Origin of the sequence: Pseudomonas sp. PDNC002 (assembly GCF_016919445.1) — a bacterium.
Taxonomy (GTDB): Bacteria; Pseudomonadota; Gammaproteobacteria; order Pseudomonadales; family Pseudomonadaceae; genus Pseudomonas.
In genome coordinates, this window is the sequence record NZ_CP070356.1 from 6232693 (window position 1) to 6247843 (window position 15151).

Sequence of the window (15151 nt, forward strand, 5' to 3'; positions counted from 1 at the left end):
GAGGGGACCGTTTGGTGCAGGATGAAACCTTTGCGTCAGTCGGCTCGGACTGCCCTCTCCCTGAGGGAGAGGGCTGGGGTGAGGGGGATGAACTGGTATGGATTTCCCAGAAGAAGACAGTTGCCCCTACGAGGACAAGCCCACGCGATACGGCTACAGGTAATCGTTGGCGTGGAACCAGGAAATGGCCCGCTCCAGTGTGTCCTCCAGCGGCACATGGGATTCGAAGCCCAACTCCTCGCGCGCCTTGCGCCCGTCGAGGAACTGCCCGCCGGCCATGACCTCGATGGCGGTGTCGTCCAGCAGCGGCATCTTGCCGGTCAGGCGGTAGCGCCAGCGGCCCAGGGTCGCCAGCGCGCGGGCACGGTGCAGCGGCATGGGCGTTGGCGCTGGCTTGCCCAGCAGCCGCGCGATGGTGGCGGTCAGTTCGCCCATCTCGATGTTGTGTCCGGTGAGCAGGTAGCGCTCCCCTACCCGGCCGCCCTCCAGTGCCTTGAGCAGTCCGCGCCCGGCCTCGGAAGCATCGATGACGTTCCGCCGGCCCGGCACGTAATGCAGCATCTCATCGCGGCCGATGGCGGTGATCAGGCGCCCGGTGGTCGGGCCGATGTCCAGCTCGCCCAGCACCATGCCGGGAATCCCGATGACCACCGGCAGGCCACCACGGGCCTGCTCGCGGGCCTGTTCGTCCAGCGCCCATTTGCACATCACGTAGGCGCTCTTGCCGGTGGGCAGGCCCTCGTAGAACAGCCCTTCGTGCCCCGGCAGCCCCTGCGGATGCGAAGGCATGGCGAACGCCGAGCCAACGTAAAGGATCCGCGGCACCTTCGCCTGCAGGCAGGCGGCGTAGAAATGATTGGTCAGGTCCAGTGCGCTGGCGACTTCCTCCTGCCAGCGGCGCGGCCGCACCGGGTAGTAACCGGCGCTGAAGATCACCCCGTCCAGCCCGCTCAGCGCGCGGGCCATGCCCTGGTGATCGAAGAGTTCGGCTACCCGGCACTCAGGCTCCAGGTAGGCGAGGCGCTGGATCTGCGACGAGGGTCGATGGATCAGCACCAACTGGTGGCCCGCCGCCTTGATCGCACGGGCGGCATGATGGCCCAGGAGCCCGGTGGCTCCGAGTACTGCGATTTTCACGGTTGCTCCCTGTTCATTGGGTCGGGCGGCGCAACCTTACGCCGCCCCTGGCCGATCAAGAGGATCACGAACCGAAATCAGCGGGTCTTGGATTGCTCGTACAGTGGCATGACCTTCGGGATGGCGGCCTGCAGGTTGGCCATCCGCGTGCTGTCCGCCGGGTGGGTGCTGAGGATTTCCGGCGGCGCATCGCCTCCGGCCTGTCCCATCTTCTGCCACAGCGTCAGCGCAGCGTTGGGGTTATAGCCGGCGCGTGCGGCCAATTCCAGACCGATCAGGTCGGCTTCGTTCTCGTTCTGCCGGCTGTTGGGCAGCGTCAGGCTGTATTCCACCACCTGATGCGCCAGGTCGACGCTGGTCTGGCCGAGGCCGAGCAACTGGCCGCCCAGGCCCAGGCCGACCTGTTCGGCATAGGCGCGGGACATAGCCTCGCGGCCGTGCTCGCGCAGGGCGTGGGCAATCTCGTGACCCATCACCGCGGCAAGTTCGTCGTCGGTCAGTTTCAGCTTATCGATCAGGCCGGTGTAGACGATGATCTTGCCGCCGGGGCCGCAGTTGGCGTTGAGCTCGTCGCTCTTGATGACGTTGACTTCCCACTTCCAGGACGGCGCATCCGGGCGGAAGGCGCCGGTCTGCGGAATCAGCCGGTCAGCGATGGCCTTCACGCGCTTGGCGTCGGCACTGGTGGCGTCCAGCTTGCCGGCCTGGGACGCTTCACTGAGGGTCTGCTGGTAGGACTGCGCGTACATTTGGTCGACCTGCGCGCTGGACAGCATGCTGAACATGGTCTGCTTGCGCTCGACGCCAACGACACCGCCACTGGTGGTGTTCACTTGCTGGCAAGCGGTCAGCAGCAGGGCTGCGGCGAGGCCTGCTACACGAAAAACGCTGGGCATGATGCTCTCCTGAAACAATGCAATCTCCCAAGGACAGCGCGCATGGTAGGCCCACCCCCGGTGCCCGGCAACCACCGCGAAAACCGCCGATGCAGCAGGGACTTACGAAACGCACCAGCCGTGCCGAAGGCGCCGCGGCGAACGCTTGCGCAGCGGCGGTTGCCGGTCGTCGCCGAGCCTTCGGGGTCGCCATGATTTCATAAAGCCATCACATGCTAGTCCGCCGAGCCAGTGCCGACAATCCTGCGACAAGCGGCAAACAGGCGCGTTACAACCCTTTACAACGGACGCCTAAGGAAATCCATGGGGCCTGCCGATACAGAGAGACACGCAGGCTCTGGCAGATTCCGGGTACCCGTATGAAATTCAAGTCGATCCAGTTTTCCGTGGTCGCGCTGGCGGGTGCCAGCGTTCTGGCGGTGGTCGCCGCGCTGGTGCTGTACGCACTGTTCGCCGGCTCGCGGACGCAGGCACTGGTGCAGGAGCGCACCCAGGCGCTGCTCGAACAGGTGATCAATGAGCGCCTTGTCGCCCTGGCGCGCGGGCAGGTCAGCCAGATCCAGCGCGAGCTGGAATACCCGCTCACCGTTGCCCGCGACCTGGCCAACACCAACGCCCTGATGGATGAGACCGATGCCAACGGCCAGCCGCTGCTGGGCATCGGCCGCGCCGGCATGTCCAACCTGCTGCGCCAGACCGTCGAGCTCAATCCCAAGTTGCTCGACGCCTTCGCCGGCTGGGAACCCAACGCCTTCGCCGGCAACGACAGCCAGTACGCCGGACTGCCGGGCTACGACGCCAGCGGCCGCTTCATGCCCTGGTGGTATCGCAAGGATGGCAGCCTCACCGTGGAAGCCATGGGTGACACCCTGGAAAGCCAGAAGATGCAGCCCACCGGCGTACGCGAGGGCGAGTATTACCTGTGCCCGAAAGAGAAGCACAAACCCTGCATCATCGATCCGGCGCCCTACGAGATGGGCGGCAAGATGGTGCTGATGTCCTCGTTCAACGCGCCGATCATGGTCAAGGGCCAGTTCAAGGGCACCGTTGGCGTGGACCTGTCGCTGGACTTCATCCAGGACCTGCTCAAGACCGCCGACAGCCAGCTGTACGACGGGGCTGGCGAGATGGCGCTGATCTCCACCAACGGCCGCCTGGTCGCCTACACCAAGGACCCGGCCAAGCTGGGCGAATCCGCCAGCAGCGTGCTGGACGCCAACGAAGTGGCCAACCTGGGCAAGCTCACCCTCGACCAGCCGCTGACCTCGGTGGACAAGGAGCACGGCCACATCGAACTGTTCCTGCCCTTCACCATCGCCGACTCCGGCGCGCGCTGGACCCTGATGCTGCAATTGCCGCAGGAAGCCGTGCTGGGTGACCTGAACCAGCTGCAGAGCGACCTGAAATCCCAGCGCGACAGCGACACCCTGGGCATGACCCTGGTCGGCCTGCTGATCGCCGCCATTGGCCTCGCCGTGATCTGGCTGGTCGGCCACGGCATCGCCCGCCCGCTGCGCCAACTGGTCGGCATGCTCGACGACATCGCCCAGGGCGAAGGCGACCTGACCCGCCGCCTGACCAGCGACCGCGCCGACGAACTGGGCTCCATCGCCAAAGGCTTCAATACCTTCCTGGTCAAGCTGCAGGGCATGATCGGCCAGGTGGTGACCTCGGTGCAGCACGTCAGCGACTCTTCCGAGCACACCGCCGATATCGCCATCCGCACCAACCAGGGCGTGCAGAAGCAACTGGCGGAGATCGAGCTGGTGGCCACCGCCGTCCACGAGATGACCGCCACTGCCCAGGACGTCGCGCGCAACGCCACCCACGCGGCGGAAGCGGCCAACCACGCCGACCAGGCCGCGCACCACGGCAAGCGCATCGTCGAGAGCAGCTCGACGGCGATCCAGGCGCTGGCCAGCGAGATCGGCCGCGCGGTGGGCGTGGTGCAGTCGCTGGCCCGCGACAGCGAGAACATCAACGCGATCCTGGTGGCCATCCGCGGCATCGCCGAGCAGACCAACCTGCTGGCGCTCAACGCCGCCATCGAGGCCGCCCGCGCTGGCGAACAGGGCCGCGGCTTCGCGGTGGTCGCCGACGAAGTGCGCAACCTGGCGCAGAAGACCCAGCAGGCCACCGAGGAAATCCAGTCGATGATCCAGCAGCTGCAGAGCGGCACCCGCGAAGTGGTGCAGGTGATGCAGCAGAGCCAGGACAAGACCGAGGACAGCGTGCGCCACGCCGGCGAAGCGGCCCAGGCGCTGGAGTCGATCACCCAGGCGGTATCGGTGATCAACGACATGAACACCCAGATCGCCAGCGCCGCCGAGGAACAGAGCGCGGTGGCCGAGGACATCAACCGCAACGTCAGCAACATCGGCATGGTCGCCAACCAGGTGGCCGGCGGCGCGGACGAAGCCTCCCAGGCCAGCGCCGAGCTGACCAAGCTGGCCGAGCAGCAGCGCAGGCTGGTGAATCAGTTCAAGGTGTGAGGCATAGCGGCAGGGTGCGCTCGCTCCCTGCCGCTGCAAGAGCGAGCTTGCTCGTGAACCGTGCCCCGCTGCGAAGCTTTCCCCCTCACCCCAGCCCTCTCCCTCAGGGAGAGGGGGCCGTTCGTGCCGGCTGACATAAAGGTTTCATCCTGCACCTGACAGTCCCCTCTCCCTCAGGATCGGGGCGCGTAGCCAGGGTTAGGGTGAGGGCAACCCCAGGCACGAACCTTCAGGCCGGCGTCAAACACTCCGGCCCGTTGCAGGTAGGGTCATTGACGAAGTTCGCCAACGCCTGCATGCGCAACTTCGCCTGCGGCAGTTGCAGCAGCTCCATCAGACGCGCCGTGTCGGTCTCGCTCGACAGCCATTGCGCCTGCTCGGCCACGTCGAGGATCAGCGGACGACGCATTCCGCCCGCCTCCTGGGTCAGCATCGCCACACTGTAGTAAGTGTGGCCTTCCACCGGATAAGCCTCCCAGAGCCCCGCAAAGCAGATCAATCCGCCACCGGACACCCAGTGCGGCCGCTTGCGCAGCCCGCGCCATTCGTAGAAGCCGTTGGCCGGCAACAGGCAGCGGCGCAGGGCGAACGCATCGCGGAACATCGGCTGCTCGGCCACGGTCTCGGTGCGCGCATGGGCCGGCGTGCGTGACAGGTCTTTCAACCAGGACGGTGTCAGCCCCCAGCGAGCCAGTTCGGCGTGGCGCGCGCCGTTCTCCTCGCGCAGCATCAGCACGCGGGCGCCGGGGGCGAGATTCCACTGCGGTTGCAGGTCGGACGGGAAGCCGGCGTTATCGGCAAGCTCGCGATTCCAGCGAAACAGGGCGTAGCGGCTGGTCATCGGGACCCTTGAAAACGAATCAGCAAAGCAGGACGCCTGGGCCGCCTTCATGGTCGTCGACGGGCCCGGGCAGGGGTTGTGCGGCATTGTACGCGGCGATCAGCTCCCGCGCGCGTTCGGCATGATCGTCCTCGACCCACAGGTGCAACAGTCCCAGCCCCGGCAGCTCGCCGATGCCGCCCACCAGGTGGCGTCCGCCCAGGTGCGACGAAATGCCCTCGTTGATCAGCATGCCACCCAGCAATTCGGCTTCGATCAGGTCGGCGGGAGAATAGATTCGCTGCATCAGTCGTCCTCGCGCTGGACTTCCAGGGTCCACTCCACACCGTCGGTATGGAGCTGGAACAGGATTGGCCGGCAACAGACCGGACAGTCTTCATAGTAGCTCTGGTCGCCGCCGGAGAGATCGAGCACAGCCTCGGCCGGCTCGCCACAATACGGGCAGGAATAATCCTGACTTTCGAGCATCGCTGGTTCCCCCGTGACTTCCGTTTATAATCGCGCGGTCTTTTTGGGTGCCCGTTCGGCCAATCGGCCAGCGGCATACCCTTCCGGGCCCTCTACTTCGCGGCCCGGCCTCCACAAATACATAGAGAGCATGATGGGCGAGTTCGAAGCCATCCGACCGTACAACGACGCCGAAGTCCCGGCCGTCCTGCAACGCCTGCTGAGCGATGACGCCTTTCTCGGCGCGCTGGCGCGTTACCGTTTCCCGCGTCTGTCCGGTCCGTTCGGCTGGCTGCTCAGACCTCTTATAGCCCATCGGCTGGCCCGCGAAGTCACCGGCATCCGCAGCGTCGTCGCGCTGCAGGACAAGTTCGAGCCCTACGTCGACCGCACCATCGAGCACGCCACCGACGGTGTCACCTACTCCGGTGTCGAGCGCCTGAAGTCCGGCCGCGCCTACCTGTTCATCGCCAACCACCGCGACATCGTGATGGACCCGGCTTTCTGCAACTACGCGATCTACCACGCCAAGCTGCCGACCCCGCGCATCGCCATCGGCGACAACCTGCTGCAGAAGCCCTTCGTCAGCGACCTGATGCGCCTGAACAAGAGCTTCATCGTGCACCGCTCCATCAGCGGCCGGCGCGAGAAGCTGGCGGCGTACCAGAACCTCTCGGCCTACATCAATCACTCGATCTGCCAAGACGTCCAGTCGATCTGGATCGCCCAGGCCGAGGGCCGCGCCAAGGACGGTGACGACCGCACCGATTCGGCGATCCTCAAGATGTTCCACATGAGCCGCAAGGACGAGCCGTTCGCCGAGGTGGTCCGCCAGCTGCATCTGATCCCGGTGTCGATCAGCTACGAGTACGACCCCTGCGATGCCGCCAAGGCTCGCGAGCTGTTCACCCGCGCCACCACCGGCGAGTACAGGAAAACGCCGGGTGAGGACGACCGCAGCATCGTGCAGGGCATCACCGGCTACAAGGGCCGCGTGCACATCAACTTCGGTGAGGAGATCACCGGGGAATTCGCCGACGCCAAGCAGCTCGCCGCCGAGCTGGACCGGCAGATCCTCGGCAACTACCGGCTGTTCCCGGTGCATTACCTCGCCTACGAGGCGTCCGAGCTGCGTGATGCGGCCTTGCAGGTGCCCAGCGCCGACAGCCTGTTCAAGGGCGAGGAACTGCAGCGCGCGCGCACCGAATGGGAGCGTCGCCTCGCGGAGTGCCCCGCCGAGCAGCGCGGCCACCTGATCCTGCAGTACGCCAACCCGGTGTTGAATCAGTACCGGCTGAAACAGCAGGCATGAAAAAAGGCGCCCTCGGGCGCCTTTTTCGTTTCATCCATTACTGGCCGAGCTGCGTGCTGTACCAGCTCACCGTCAGCGCCAACATCATGCAGGCGAAGCCGAAACGGTAGAAGAAGCGGTTCATCCGTGCGGTCGGCTCGACGCTGTCCAGCGGGATCGGTTCCACCTCGCTTTCGGCAGCCAGGCGCGCCAGTGCCAGACGTTCGCGGCGACGAGTCGCCAGCAGCAGCCAGCCTCCGGCCAGGGCAAAGAACAGGGCCAGGTCGTTCACGATACGACCGGGATGGGCCTGGAACAGGTTCCAGAACGCCTGCAGCGACATCACAACCTCCGCTTCAGAACTGCACGCCATCGACTTCGAAGCAAAGCGGGGTCAGTCTGGACGAACGGGCATCGCCCGTCATGGATGAGAAACAATGAACGCGCATTTTATCCGCTGGCCCCGCTTCGCAGCCAGCGCGTAACGCTTATTTACGACGAGCGTAAAAGTTATCGAGAAATGGTCTAAGACCTCTCCCGCGCCCTGGCACGTTGTTGGCTTTAACGAATTCTGCCAATCGAAGTTTTCCGCCAAGGAGATTCGCCATGCTCGAAATCGTCCCCCACGAAAGCGCGTACCTGATCGAACACCTGGAAGAAATCGAAGCCGTCGTCACCGAACTCTCGTTCAACGTCCAGGATGACCACTGGCTGGTCTACACCCAGGCTTGCGGCCACGAACACCTGGATCTCCCGGAAACCGACGAGCGTTTGCGCTCGGTCGAGGTCGACCCCTATCACCAGGCTGCCTGATCGACCGATCAGCCACCCAAGAAAAAGCCCGGCTCAGGCCGGGCTTTTTCATGTCCGCATCGATCAGCGCTGGTTCAGCGTCTGGCCGATGGTCGGGTCCTTGAACACGCGAGTCAGCGCGTCGCTGAGCACATCGCTCACCAGCTTGGTGTTGGTCGCCTGGTTGGGCGCCATGCCGAAGCGCTGGTTGGTCGAGGCGCCGTAACGGCCGCTGTAGCGGCGCGTGCCGCTCTGCACGTCGGCGCGGAAGGTGGCGCCGATGTCGGCCTCGGTGACGTACATGCCTTCCTTGGGCGACTGGTACTTCAGCTCGGCCAGGGTCAGGGTCAGTTGCGGCGCGTTGTAGGCGTTGGCCGACGGCGTGAAGCCCAGCAGGCGCACGGCGGTCTCGGCCTGCAACTGCAGCTTGGGAATCACGTCTTCGCTGCGCACGGTCAACTGGCTGGTTTCCGAGTAGAGGCCGCCACGGGTGCCCAGCGCGGTGCTCGGGCGACCGTCGACGACTTTCACCACCACCGGCTGGCCCTGGCCAACCGCGGCGACCGGCCCCTTGAATTCCGGGGTCGGGTTGAGTTGTTGCGGGCTGAGGGCGCAGCCGGTCAAGGTCAGGCTGGCGGCAGCGATAAAGCCGAGCAACAGGCGAGGCAGCATGCTCATCTCTCCATGGGGTAAGCGATGGCCGGCAGTATACCGGCGGTCGGCGCGGTCAGATAGCGCTTGGCCATTGGACGCGGAACCCGTTCTCAGGGTTCCGCGTCCAGCGCGTCATTAGGCCGCCTTGACCCGCTTCGGGGCGAGACGCACCGGGTCGAGGCACAAATCGTAAATCAAGGGGTATGCCCTAGGAAAAAAGTCTAAGGTGCAGGGCTTTTTTTTCGATTCGCCGTTATAATCGCCCCCCGATTATAAGGACGCCTCCTGGTCGGGCCCCGCACGATGCCGACACACCGTGTCTCGCCTCTGCCACCCCTCAAAGAGAGTCGCCACTCGCCTCGGTCACTGGCCGTCGCGCTTTGTACGTTCGTTGCGCAGAACTTGGCAAGGATGCAGCCGCCCCCTCCGCACGGAGACCGGACCGGCCCGCGACGACGATCCCCTTTGAGCTTCACGCCTCCAAAAGAGCGTGATCGAAGGTTTTTCACTACTTCAGGAGAGTGTGGCGAGCAATGAAGAGTTTTGCGTCGGTAGCAGCACCATTAACGTCTGACCCCGCAGCACTGAATCGCTTTTTCGGCACCGGAAGCCGCGCATAAGCGCCGCCCCCGGATGCACTTGCGGATGCACTCGTCCGCCGTGGACTGCCGAGAAGGTGCGCAACTCCCCTCCTCCAATCCCGGCCCGTGGCATTCGCGAAAGGTCCTGAGCGACCTGAGAAGAATTCGGACATGCGGCTTATTGCGCAGTGAGCGCTAAGCCCTTGTCACAACTGGCTGCTGATAGTTTTCTGGAGACGCGTTAATGGCGCAGAACGAAATCGAATCGATGGACGTGCTGCTGGTAGGCGCCGGCATCATGAGCGCAACCCTGGCTGTCCTGCTGAAGGAAGTCGACCCGGGCGTCAAGCTCGAGATCGTCGAACTGCAGGAATCCGGGGCCATCGAAAGTTCCAACCCGTGGAACAACGCCGGTACCGGCCACGCTGGCCTCTGCGAGCTGAACTACACCCCGCAGGCCGCCGACGGCTCGATCGACATCAAGAAAGCGGTGAACATCAACGCCCAGTTCGAGGTGTCCAAGCAGTTCTGGGCCTACCTGACCGGGAAGGACGCCTTCGGCGCGCCGCGCAACTTCATCAATCCCGTTCCGCACATGAGCTTCGTTCGCGGCAAGGACATTCCTTTCCTGAAGAAGCGTCATGAGCTGCTCAGCCAGCACCATGCCTTCACCTCGATGGAATACACCGAGGATCGCGGCAAGATCGCCGAGTGGGCACCGCTGACCATTCCCGGCCGCCCGGCCGACGAGCAGGTCGCCATGACCCGCGTGGAAAGCGGCACCGACGTCAACTTCGGCGCCCTCACCAACCAGCTGCTGGGCTACCTCTCCAGCCGCGAAGGCAGCGACGTCCGCTACTTCCAGAAGGTCGTGGGCCTCGAGCGCAGCGGCGACGGCTGGCTGGTGGACATCAAGAACACCCAGACCGGCGACTCCCGCAAGGTCAAGGCGAAGTTCGTCTTCCTCGGCGCCGGCGGCGGCGCGCTGCCGCTGCTGCAGATGTCCGGCATCCCGGAAAGCAAAGGCTTCGGCGGCTTCCCGGTGAGCGGCCAGTGGCTGCGTTGCGACAACCCGGAAGTGGTCAAGCATCACCAGGCCAAGGTCTACAGCCAGGCCGAAGTGGGCGCCCCGCCGATGTCCGTGCCGCACCTGGACACCCGCGTGGTCGAAGGCAAGACTTCCCTGCTGTTCGGCCCGTACGCCGGCTTCTCCACCAAGTTCCTGCGTCACGGCTCGTTCCTCGACCTGCCGCTCTCGGTGCGCACCAGCAACCTGCTGCCGATGCTCGCCGTGGCCCGCGACAACATGGACCTCACCCGCTACCTGGTGAAGGAAGTCATGCAGTCCATGGATCAGCGTATCGAAGCCCTGCGCAAGTTCTACCCGGAACTGAACCCGGCCGACTGGCGCCTCGAAACCGCCGGCCAGCGTGTGCAGATCATCAAGAAGGATCCGAAGAAAGGCGGCATCCTGCAGTTCGGTACCGAACTGGTGGCAGCCCAGGATGGCAGCATCGCCGCCCTGCTCGGCGCCTCGCCAGGTGCCTCGGTGACCGTGTCGATCATGCTGGGCCTGCTGGAGCGCTGCTTCCCCGAGCGCTACAAGTCGGCCGAGTGGACCGCGAAGCTCAAGGAGATCTTCCCGGCCCGCGAGAAGCAGCTGGAAATCGACGCCGCGGTTTACCGCGAAGTCAACCAGATGACCGCCGACCGCCTGCAGATCGTCGCCGCGTCCTGAGCCCCGCGCTCATGAAAAAGCCCGCCTTCTGGCGGGCTTTTTCGTTTCTGGCATTTCAGTGGCAGCTGACCATCCAGCCGACGCCAAAGCGATCGGTGAGCATGCCGAAGCGCTGCGCCCAGAAGGTCTTCTCCAGCGGCATCTCCACCCGCCCCTCTTCCGCCAGGGCGGCGAACGCCTGCTCCGCCGCCACCACGCTGCGCAGCGTCAGGTGCAGGGAGAAACCATTGAAAGCGGCGTTGTGCTCGCCCCGCTCGTCGGACAGCAAGACTTCGGTCTCGCCGATCTGCAGGCTGGCGTGCATCACTTTCTCCAACCAGCCATCAGGCACTGGCGCAGGTCCAGGCGCCTCTTCGTAGCGCATCAGCGCGCCAAGCTGAGCGCCTACGGCGTGCTGGTAGAAGGCAATGGCCTCATCGGCGCGACCATGGAAAAACAGATAGGGCTGTACGTGCACGGCTTCGTCCTCGCCTTGTCGTTATCGTTCTGAGGGAAAGTCTAGGCGGGGATTACGGGGCGGTGTCCTGAGCGACATCAAAAGCCCCTCACCCTAACCCTGGATACGCGCCCCGCTCCTGAGGGAGAGGGGACAGTTCAGTACAGGCTAACTACGCATCGCCAGCTGGCACGATCGACTCCCTCTCCCGGTGGGAGAGGGCTGGGGTGAGGGCGGCCCCGCTGCGGGCTACGTTCGCGAGCAAGCTCGCTCCTATAAGTGCCATTCGCTCCGAGGTTTGGGCGAGCCTGCTTTCTGTAGGAGCGAGCTTGCTCGCGAACCGCTCCAACAAAAAAGCCCGCACAAGGCGGGCTTTTCAGCGAGTCGAAAGGATCAGCCGCGGGCGGCCTTGATCACTTCGATGTAGGGCTCGGCCTGGCGCTGGTCCTGGATCAGAGCGATGAAATCATTGCCCTGGGCATCCTTGGCGGACAGGTCGTAACCCGCTTCGACGAAGAAGCCGACGAAGCGCTCGAAGTCGTCGATGCGCAGGCCGCGATAGGCCTTGACCAGCTTGTGCAGGGACGCCGGAGTGTCGTCGGCCGGTTCCACGTCGAGGAACAGCTTGATGGCGTCGTCGTTGATCTCTTCGCCAATCACCTGCTTCTTGTCTTTACGCATCGCTCGCTTCTCTCTACGGCTGTCTCGGGAATCGCGGCCGGCATCGGCTCAGGCCGGGCACCACGGAGGCGGGAGTTTAACTCCGCGCAGCACCCAGGCTCAACGCGCGCGCACTGCGCCTGTATGCAGGTCGGCCCAGATATGGCCATTGCCATAGCTCAGGAATTGCACATAGACGGTGCCGCTACGCAGCAGGTCCAGCAACTGCGGGTACGACGCCTGCGGGTAATACAGGCTGAGGACACGGGTTTTCTCATCATACGCGGGCTTCTTCAGGCTCTTGCCTTCGGTGTCGAAGCTAATCAGCACCTGGCTGATCTGCGCGCCCTTGTTCAGCGGCTTACCCTTGAGGCGCAACAACGACGGCGTGGTGATCGGGATGGGCTGCTGGTTCGACTGGCGCTGGTTGCCCAGCACCACGCTGTACTCGGTGACCTGCAGCAGTTGCTGCTGCTCCGGCTCACCCTGACGCAGGCCGGCGTCGTCCGGGGGCAGGAACTGGCTGTGCATCGGCGCGGCAACGGCTGCACCAACAAAGCCGAGGGGAATACAGAACAGCAGCGCCAGCACGGCGCCCGGCATGCGAACGGACATCTTCACCTCCGCGGGACAGGGCCGGGCACTCTAGCACGCGCCCGGAGCGCCACGACAGGCGCACATGGCAAGCACGCCGATACATTGATAGCCTTCGAAGCGACATAGCTCTTGCATCGATACGGACCGATTCCGACATGCTGCACAACGTCTCCGACCTCGACCTGCGCCTGCTGCGCATCTTCGCCTGTGTGGTGCGCTGCGGCGGGTTCTCTGCCGCCCAGGGCGAACTGGGCATGGGCCAGTCGACCATCAGCACGCACATCGCCAGCCTGGAGACGCGCCTGGGCTATCGCCTGTGCGAACGCGGCAAGAGCGGTTTCCGCCTGACCGAGAAAGGCGAGCGGGTGCTGGACTACGCGCAGAATCTGTTCGCTGCGCTGGGGGACTTCCGTGATCAGGTGCAGTCATTGGCCGGGCGCCTGGTCGGCGAGTTGCACCTGGGCCTGGCCGACAATATCGCCACTCTGCCCGACGCCCATATCCACCAGACCCTGGCACGCTTCAACCGCCGCGATCAGGACGTGCGCCTGCATTTCCTCATCGAGTCCTCCAGCGAACTGGAGCGTCTGGTGCTCAACGGCCGCCTGCACCTGGCCATCGCCTGCTTCAGCCGACGCCTGCCGAACCTGCGCTACGAGCCGCTTTACCACGAACGTGTGGCGGTGTTCTGCGGGCGCGAGCATCCGCTGTTCGACAAGGACGTGCGCGACGCCGCCGAACTGGAAACCTGCAACTGGATTCAACACGGTTACGCCGTCGCCGACGTGCAACTACCCGCCGACCCGCAGCGCAGCACCGCCTTCGCCCAACACATGGAAGCGGTGCTCCACGCGGTGCGCGCCGGCACCCACCTGGGCTACCTGCCAACGCACTACGCCGAACGCTGGGTGGACCAGGGCGAGATGCGCGCGCTACTGCCGGACAGCCTCGGCTACGGCATCACCCACAGCCTGGTGGTACGCGACGAGCCGGGGCACAACGAAGCGCTCCAGGCGCTGGTCGAGGACTTGCGCCTGGAGCACGGGGTGACGCCGATCAGCGCGGCGCGGTGATGTGCTTGATGTCGAAGAATGCCGACAGGCCCCACGGTCCCAGCTCGCGACCGATGCCGCTGCGCTTGCCGCCGCCCCAGGAGGTCTGCGGGAACACCACTTGCGGAGAGTTCAGCCAGACGTTGCCAGCCTCCAGATTCTCGGCGACGCGCTGGGCGCGCTCCAGATCGGCGCTGCAAACGGTAGCGGCCAGAGCGAAGTCGCTGTCGTTGGCCTGACGCAGGGCATCGGCTTCATCACTGAAGGTGCGCACGCACAGTACCGGGCCGAAGATTTCTTCGCGCCACAGGCGGCTGTCCGCCGGCACATCGGTGTAGACGGTCGGCTGGATGAACCAGCCCTCGCCCGCTTCACCACCGGTCAAACAAGCCAGGCCTTCGTCGCGGGCCACGGCGAAGTAGTCGAGCACCTTGCGGTACTGCGCTTCGCTGGTCATCGGGCCCATGTCGGTCTCGCCCAGCAGCGAGTCGCCAACGCGCAGGCCTTCCACCGCGACCTTCAGCTTCGCCAGCAGCGGTGCGGCGATGGACTCCTGCACCAGCAGGCGCGAGGTGGCGGAGCACATCTGCCCGGCGTTCCAGTAGACGCCGGCAATGATCCACTGCACGGCTTCGTCCAGGTCGCAGTCCTCGAATACCAGGATCGGCGACTTGCCGCCCAGTTCCAGGCCTACCGGCAGGGTACGCGCGGCGGCGGCTTCCATGACCTTGCGACCGACGACGTTGCTGCCGGTGAAGGACAGCTTGGCGATGCCCGGATGGCTGCACAGCGCAGCGCCCGCATCGGCGAGGCCCGGCACCAGGTTCAGCACGCCAGCCGGCAGGCCGATGGCGTCGGCGATCTCACCCAGCACCAGTTCGATCAGCGGAGTGATCTCCGAGGGCTTGAGCACCACGGTGCAGCCCGCCGCCAGGGCAGGTGCGACTTTCCAGGCGCTGGTCACCAGCGGGAAGTTCCACGGCACGATCAGGCCGACCACACCGATGGGTTCGAAGCGGGTCTGCGAGCGGTAGCCGGCGTCCGGCAGGGCCACTTCGGCGTTCTGCCGGGCGTCCAGCTGCTCGGCCAGCTCGGCGTAGTAAGCAAAGGTCGCGATGGCATCGCCGATATCGATTTCCGCTTCCAGGCGCGGCTTGCCGCTGGCCTGCATCTGCAGGGTGATCAGCGCTTCGCTGCGGGCTTCGAGCTGCTCGGCGAAAGCTCGCAGGTAACCGGCGCGCTGGGCGGCGCTGGTTAGTTTCCAGTCGGCGAAGGCGCGCTCGGCGGCCGCGACGGCGCGCTCTACGTCGGACACACCGGCGCAGGCAACTTCCGGCAGTGCGTCACGGGTGGCGGGAGCGATCGGGCGCAGGACGGCGCCGCTGTCGGCAGCCTGCCATTGGCCATCGATATAAAGGAGACGGGACATGCGAACCTCGGACGGTTGTCTTGTGAGGGTCGCAGGATAGGTGGGCTATGCATCGGTAAAAATACACGCCTACCCATGCATACATCGTTCCTGCTTGATGCATACCTT

Annotated in this window: 16 protein-coding genes; 5 read left to right on the forward strand and 11 right to left on the reverse strand. The window is 64.9% G+C overall.

Annotation, left to right across the window (positions count from 1 at the left end):
* Positions 1 to 153: 153 nt before the first annotated feature.
* Together JVX91_RS28210 and JVX91_RS28215 are read right to left on the reverse strand one after the other, a co-directional pair.
* A complete protein-coding gene (locus tag JVX91_RS28210; RefSeq protein WP_205337311.1) occupies positions 154 to 1137 on the reverse strand; it encodes an NAD-dependent epimerase/dehydratase family protein in 984 nt (327 codons plus the stop codon).
* Positions 1138 to 1214: 77 nt separating this feature from the next.
* Positions 1215 to 2033 (reverse strand): M48 family metallopeptidase, encoded by an 819-nt coding sequence (locus tag JVX91_RS28215; RefSeq protein WP_205337312.1) that lies wholly within the window; start codon positions 2031 to 2033, stop codon positions 1215 to 1217.
* Positions 2034 to 2392: 359 nt separating this feature from the next.
* On the opposite strand from JVX91_RS28215, the gene JVX91_RS28220 reads away from it, so the two are divergent.
* Positions 2393 to 4525, forward strand: coding sequence for a methyl-accepting chemotaxis protein (locus tag JVX91_RS28220; protein ID WP_205337313.1), 2133 nt, complete (start codon positions 2393 to 2395; stop codon positions 4523 to 4525).
* A 229-nt stretch (positions 4526 to 4754) separates the two neighbouring features.
* Here JVX91_RS28220 and JVX91_RS28225 read toward each other — a convergent pair whose 3' ends face one another.
* The 3 genes from JVX91_RS28225 to JVX91_RS28235 are packed head-to-tail and all read right to left on the reverse strand — an operon-like array spanning position 4755 to position 5834.
* Positions 4755 to 5366: an SOS response-associated peptidase gene (locus tag JVX91_RS28225; protein WP_205337314.1), complete on the reverse strand. Its 612-nt coding sequence runs from the start codon at positions 5364 to 5366 to the stop codon at positions 4755 to 4757.
* A gap of 19 nt (positions 5367 to 5385) precedes the next feature.
* Positions 5386 to 5652 (reverse strand): DUF2007 domain-containing protein, encoded by a 267-nt coding sequence (locus JVX91_RS28230; RefSeq protein ID WP_205337315.1) that lies wholly within the window; start codon positions 5650 to 5652, stop codon positions 5386 to 5388.
* Positions 5652 to 5834, reverse strand: coding sequence for a CPXCG motif-containing cysteine-rich protein (locus JVX91_RS28235; protein ID WP_205337316.1), 183 nt, complete (start codon positions 5832 to 5834; stop codon positions 5652 to 5654). Before JVX91_RS28235 ends, JVX91_RS28230 begins: the two co-directional genes overlap by 1 nt.
* A 130-nt stretch (positions 5835 to 5964) precedes the next feature.
* Here JVX91_RS28235 and JVX91_RS28240 point away from each other — a divergent pair, with 130 nt between their 5' ends.
* Positions 5965 to 7125 carry a 1-acyl-sn-glycerol-3-phosphate acyltransferase gene (locus JVX91_RS28240; RefSeq protein WP_205337317.1) on the forward strand — a complete coding sequence of 387 codons (1161 nt, stop codon included), beginning with the start codon at positions 5965 to 5967 and terminating at the stop codon, positions 7123 to 7125.
* A 37-nt stretch (positions 7126 to 7162) separates the two neighbouring features.
* On the opposite strand, the gene JVX91_RS28245 is transcribed toward JVX91_RS28240, so the two are convergent.
* Complete coding sequence (locus JVX91_RS28245; RefSeq protein ID WP_205337318.1) at positions 7163 to 7447, reverse strand: hypothetical protein; 285 nt, start codon at positions 7445 to 7447, stop codon at positions 7163 to 7165.
* A gap of 263 nt (positions 7448 to 7710) precedes the next feature.
* Between JVX91_RS28245 and JVX91_RS28250 the strand changes: the two genes are divergently transcribed.
* On the forward strand, positions 7711 to 7917 hold the full coding sequence (locus JVX91_RS28250) for a hypothetical protein (protein ID WP_205337319.1): 207 nt from the start codon (positions 7711 to 7713) through the stop codon (positions 7915 to 7917).
* A 63-nt stretch (positions 7918 to 7980) separates the two neighbouring features.
* On the opposite strand, the gene JVX91_RS28255 is transcribed toward JVX91_RS28250, so the two are convergent.
* Positions 7981 to 8568, reverse strand: a complete 588-nt coding sequence (locus JVX91_RS28255) for a YajG family lipoprotein (RefSeq protein ID WP_081516300.1) — start codon at positions 8566 to 8568, stop codon at positions 7981 to 7983.
* An 807-nt stretch (positions 8569 to 9375) separates the two neighbouring features.
* Between JVX91_RS28255 and mqo the strand changes: the two genes are divergently transcribed.
* Complete coding sequence (gene mqo / locus JVX91_RS28260; RefSeq protein WP_205337320.1) at positions 9376 to 10869, forward strand: malate dehydrogenase (quinone); 1494 nt, start codon at positions 9376 to 9378, stop codon at positions 10867 to 10869.
* Between the two features lie 55 nt (positions 10870 to 10924).
* Here the strand turns inward: mqo and JVX91_RS28265 are convergent, their stop codons facing one another.
* From JVX91_RS28265 to JVX91_RS28275, 3 genes are all read right to left on the reverse strand, one after another.
* Positions 10925 to 11326 (reverse strand): glyoxalase/bleomycin resistance/extradiol dioxygenase family protein, encoded by a 402-nt coding sequence (locus tag JVX91_RS28265; protein WP_205337321.1) that lies wholly within the window; start codon positions 11324 to 11326, stop codon positions 10925 to 10927.
* Positions 11327 to 11698: 372 nt separating this feature from the next.
* Positions 11699 to 11986 (reverse strand): PA4642 family protein, encoded by a 288-nt coding sequence (locus tag JVX91_RS28270; RefSeq protein WP_205337322.1) that lies wholly within the window; start codon positions 11984 to 11986, stop codon positions 11699 to 11701.
* A 99-nt stretch (positions 11987 to 12085) separates the two neighbouring features.
* Positions 12086 to 12496, reverse strand: coding sequence for a hypothetical protein (locus JVX91_RS28275; protein WP_240201803.1), 411 nt, complete (start codon positions 12494 to 12496; stop codon positions 12086 to 12088).
* A 221-nt stretch (positions 12497 to 12717) separates the two neighbouring features.
* Here JVX91_RS28275 and JVX91_RS28280 point away from each other — a divergent pair, with 221 nt between their 5' ends.
* Positions 12718 to 13635 carry a LysR family transcriptional regulator gene (locus tag JVX91_RS28280; protein WP_205337324.1) on the forward strand — a complete coding sequence of 306 codons (918 nt, stop codon included), beginning with the start codon at positions 12718 to 12720 and terminating at the stop codon, positions 13633 to 13635.
* On the opposite strand, the gene JVX91_RS28285 is transcribed toward JVX91_RS28280, so the two are convergent.
* Positions 13619 to 15043, reverse strand: a complete 1425-nt coding sequence (locus JVX91_RS28285) for an aldehyde dehydrogenase family protein (protein ID WP_205337325.1) — start codon at positions 15041 to 15043, stop codon at positions 13619 to 13621. The two genes, JVX91_RS28280 and JVX91_RS28285, sit on opposite strands and share 17 nt — an antisense overlap.
* Between the last annotated feature and the right edge of the window lie 108 nt (positions 15044 to 15151).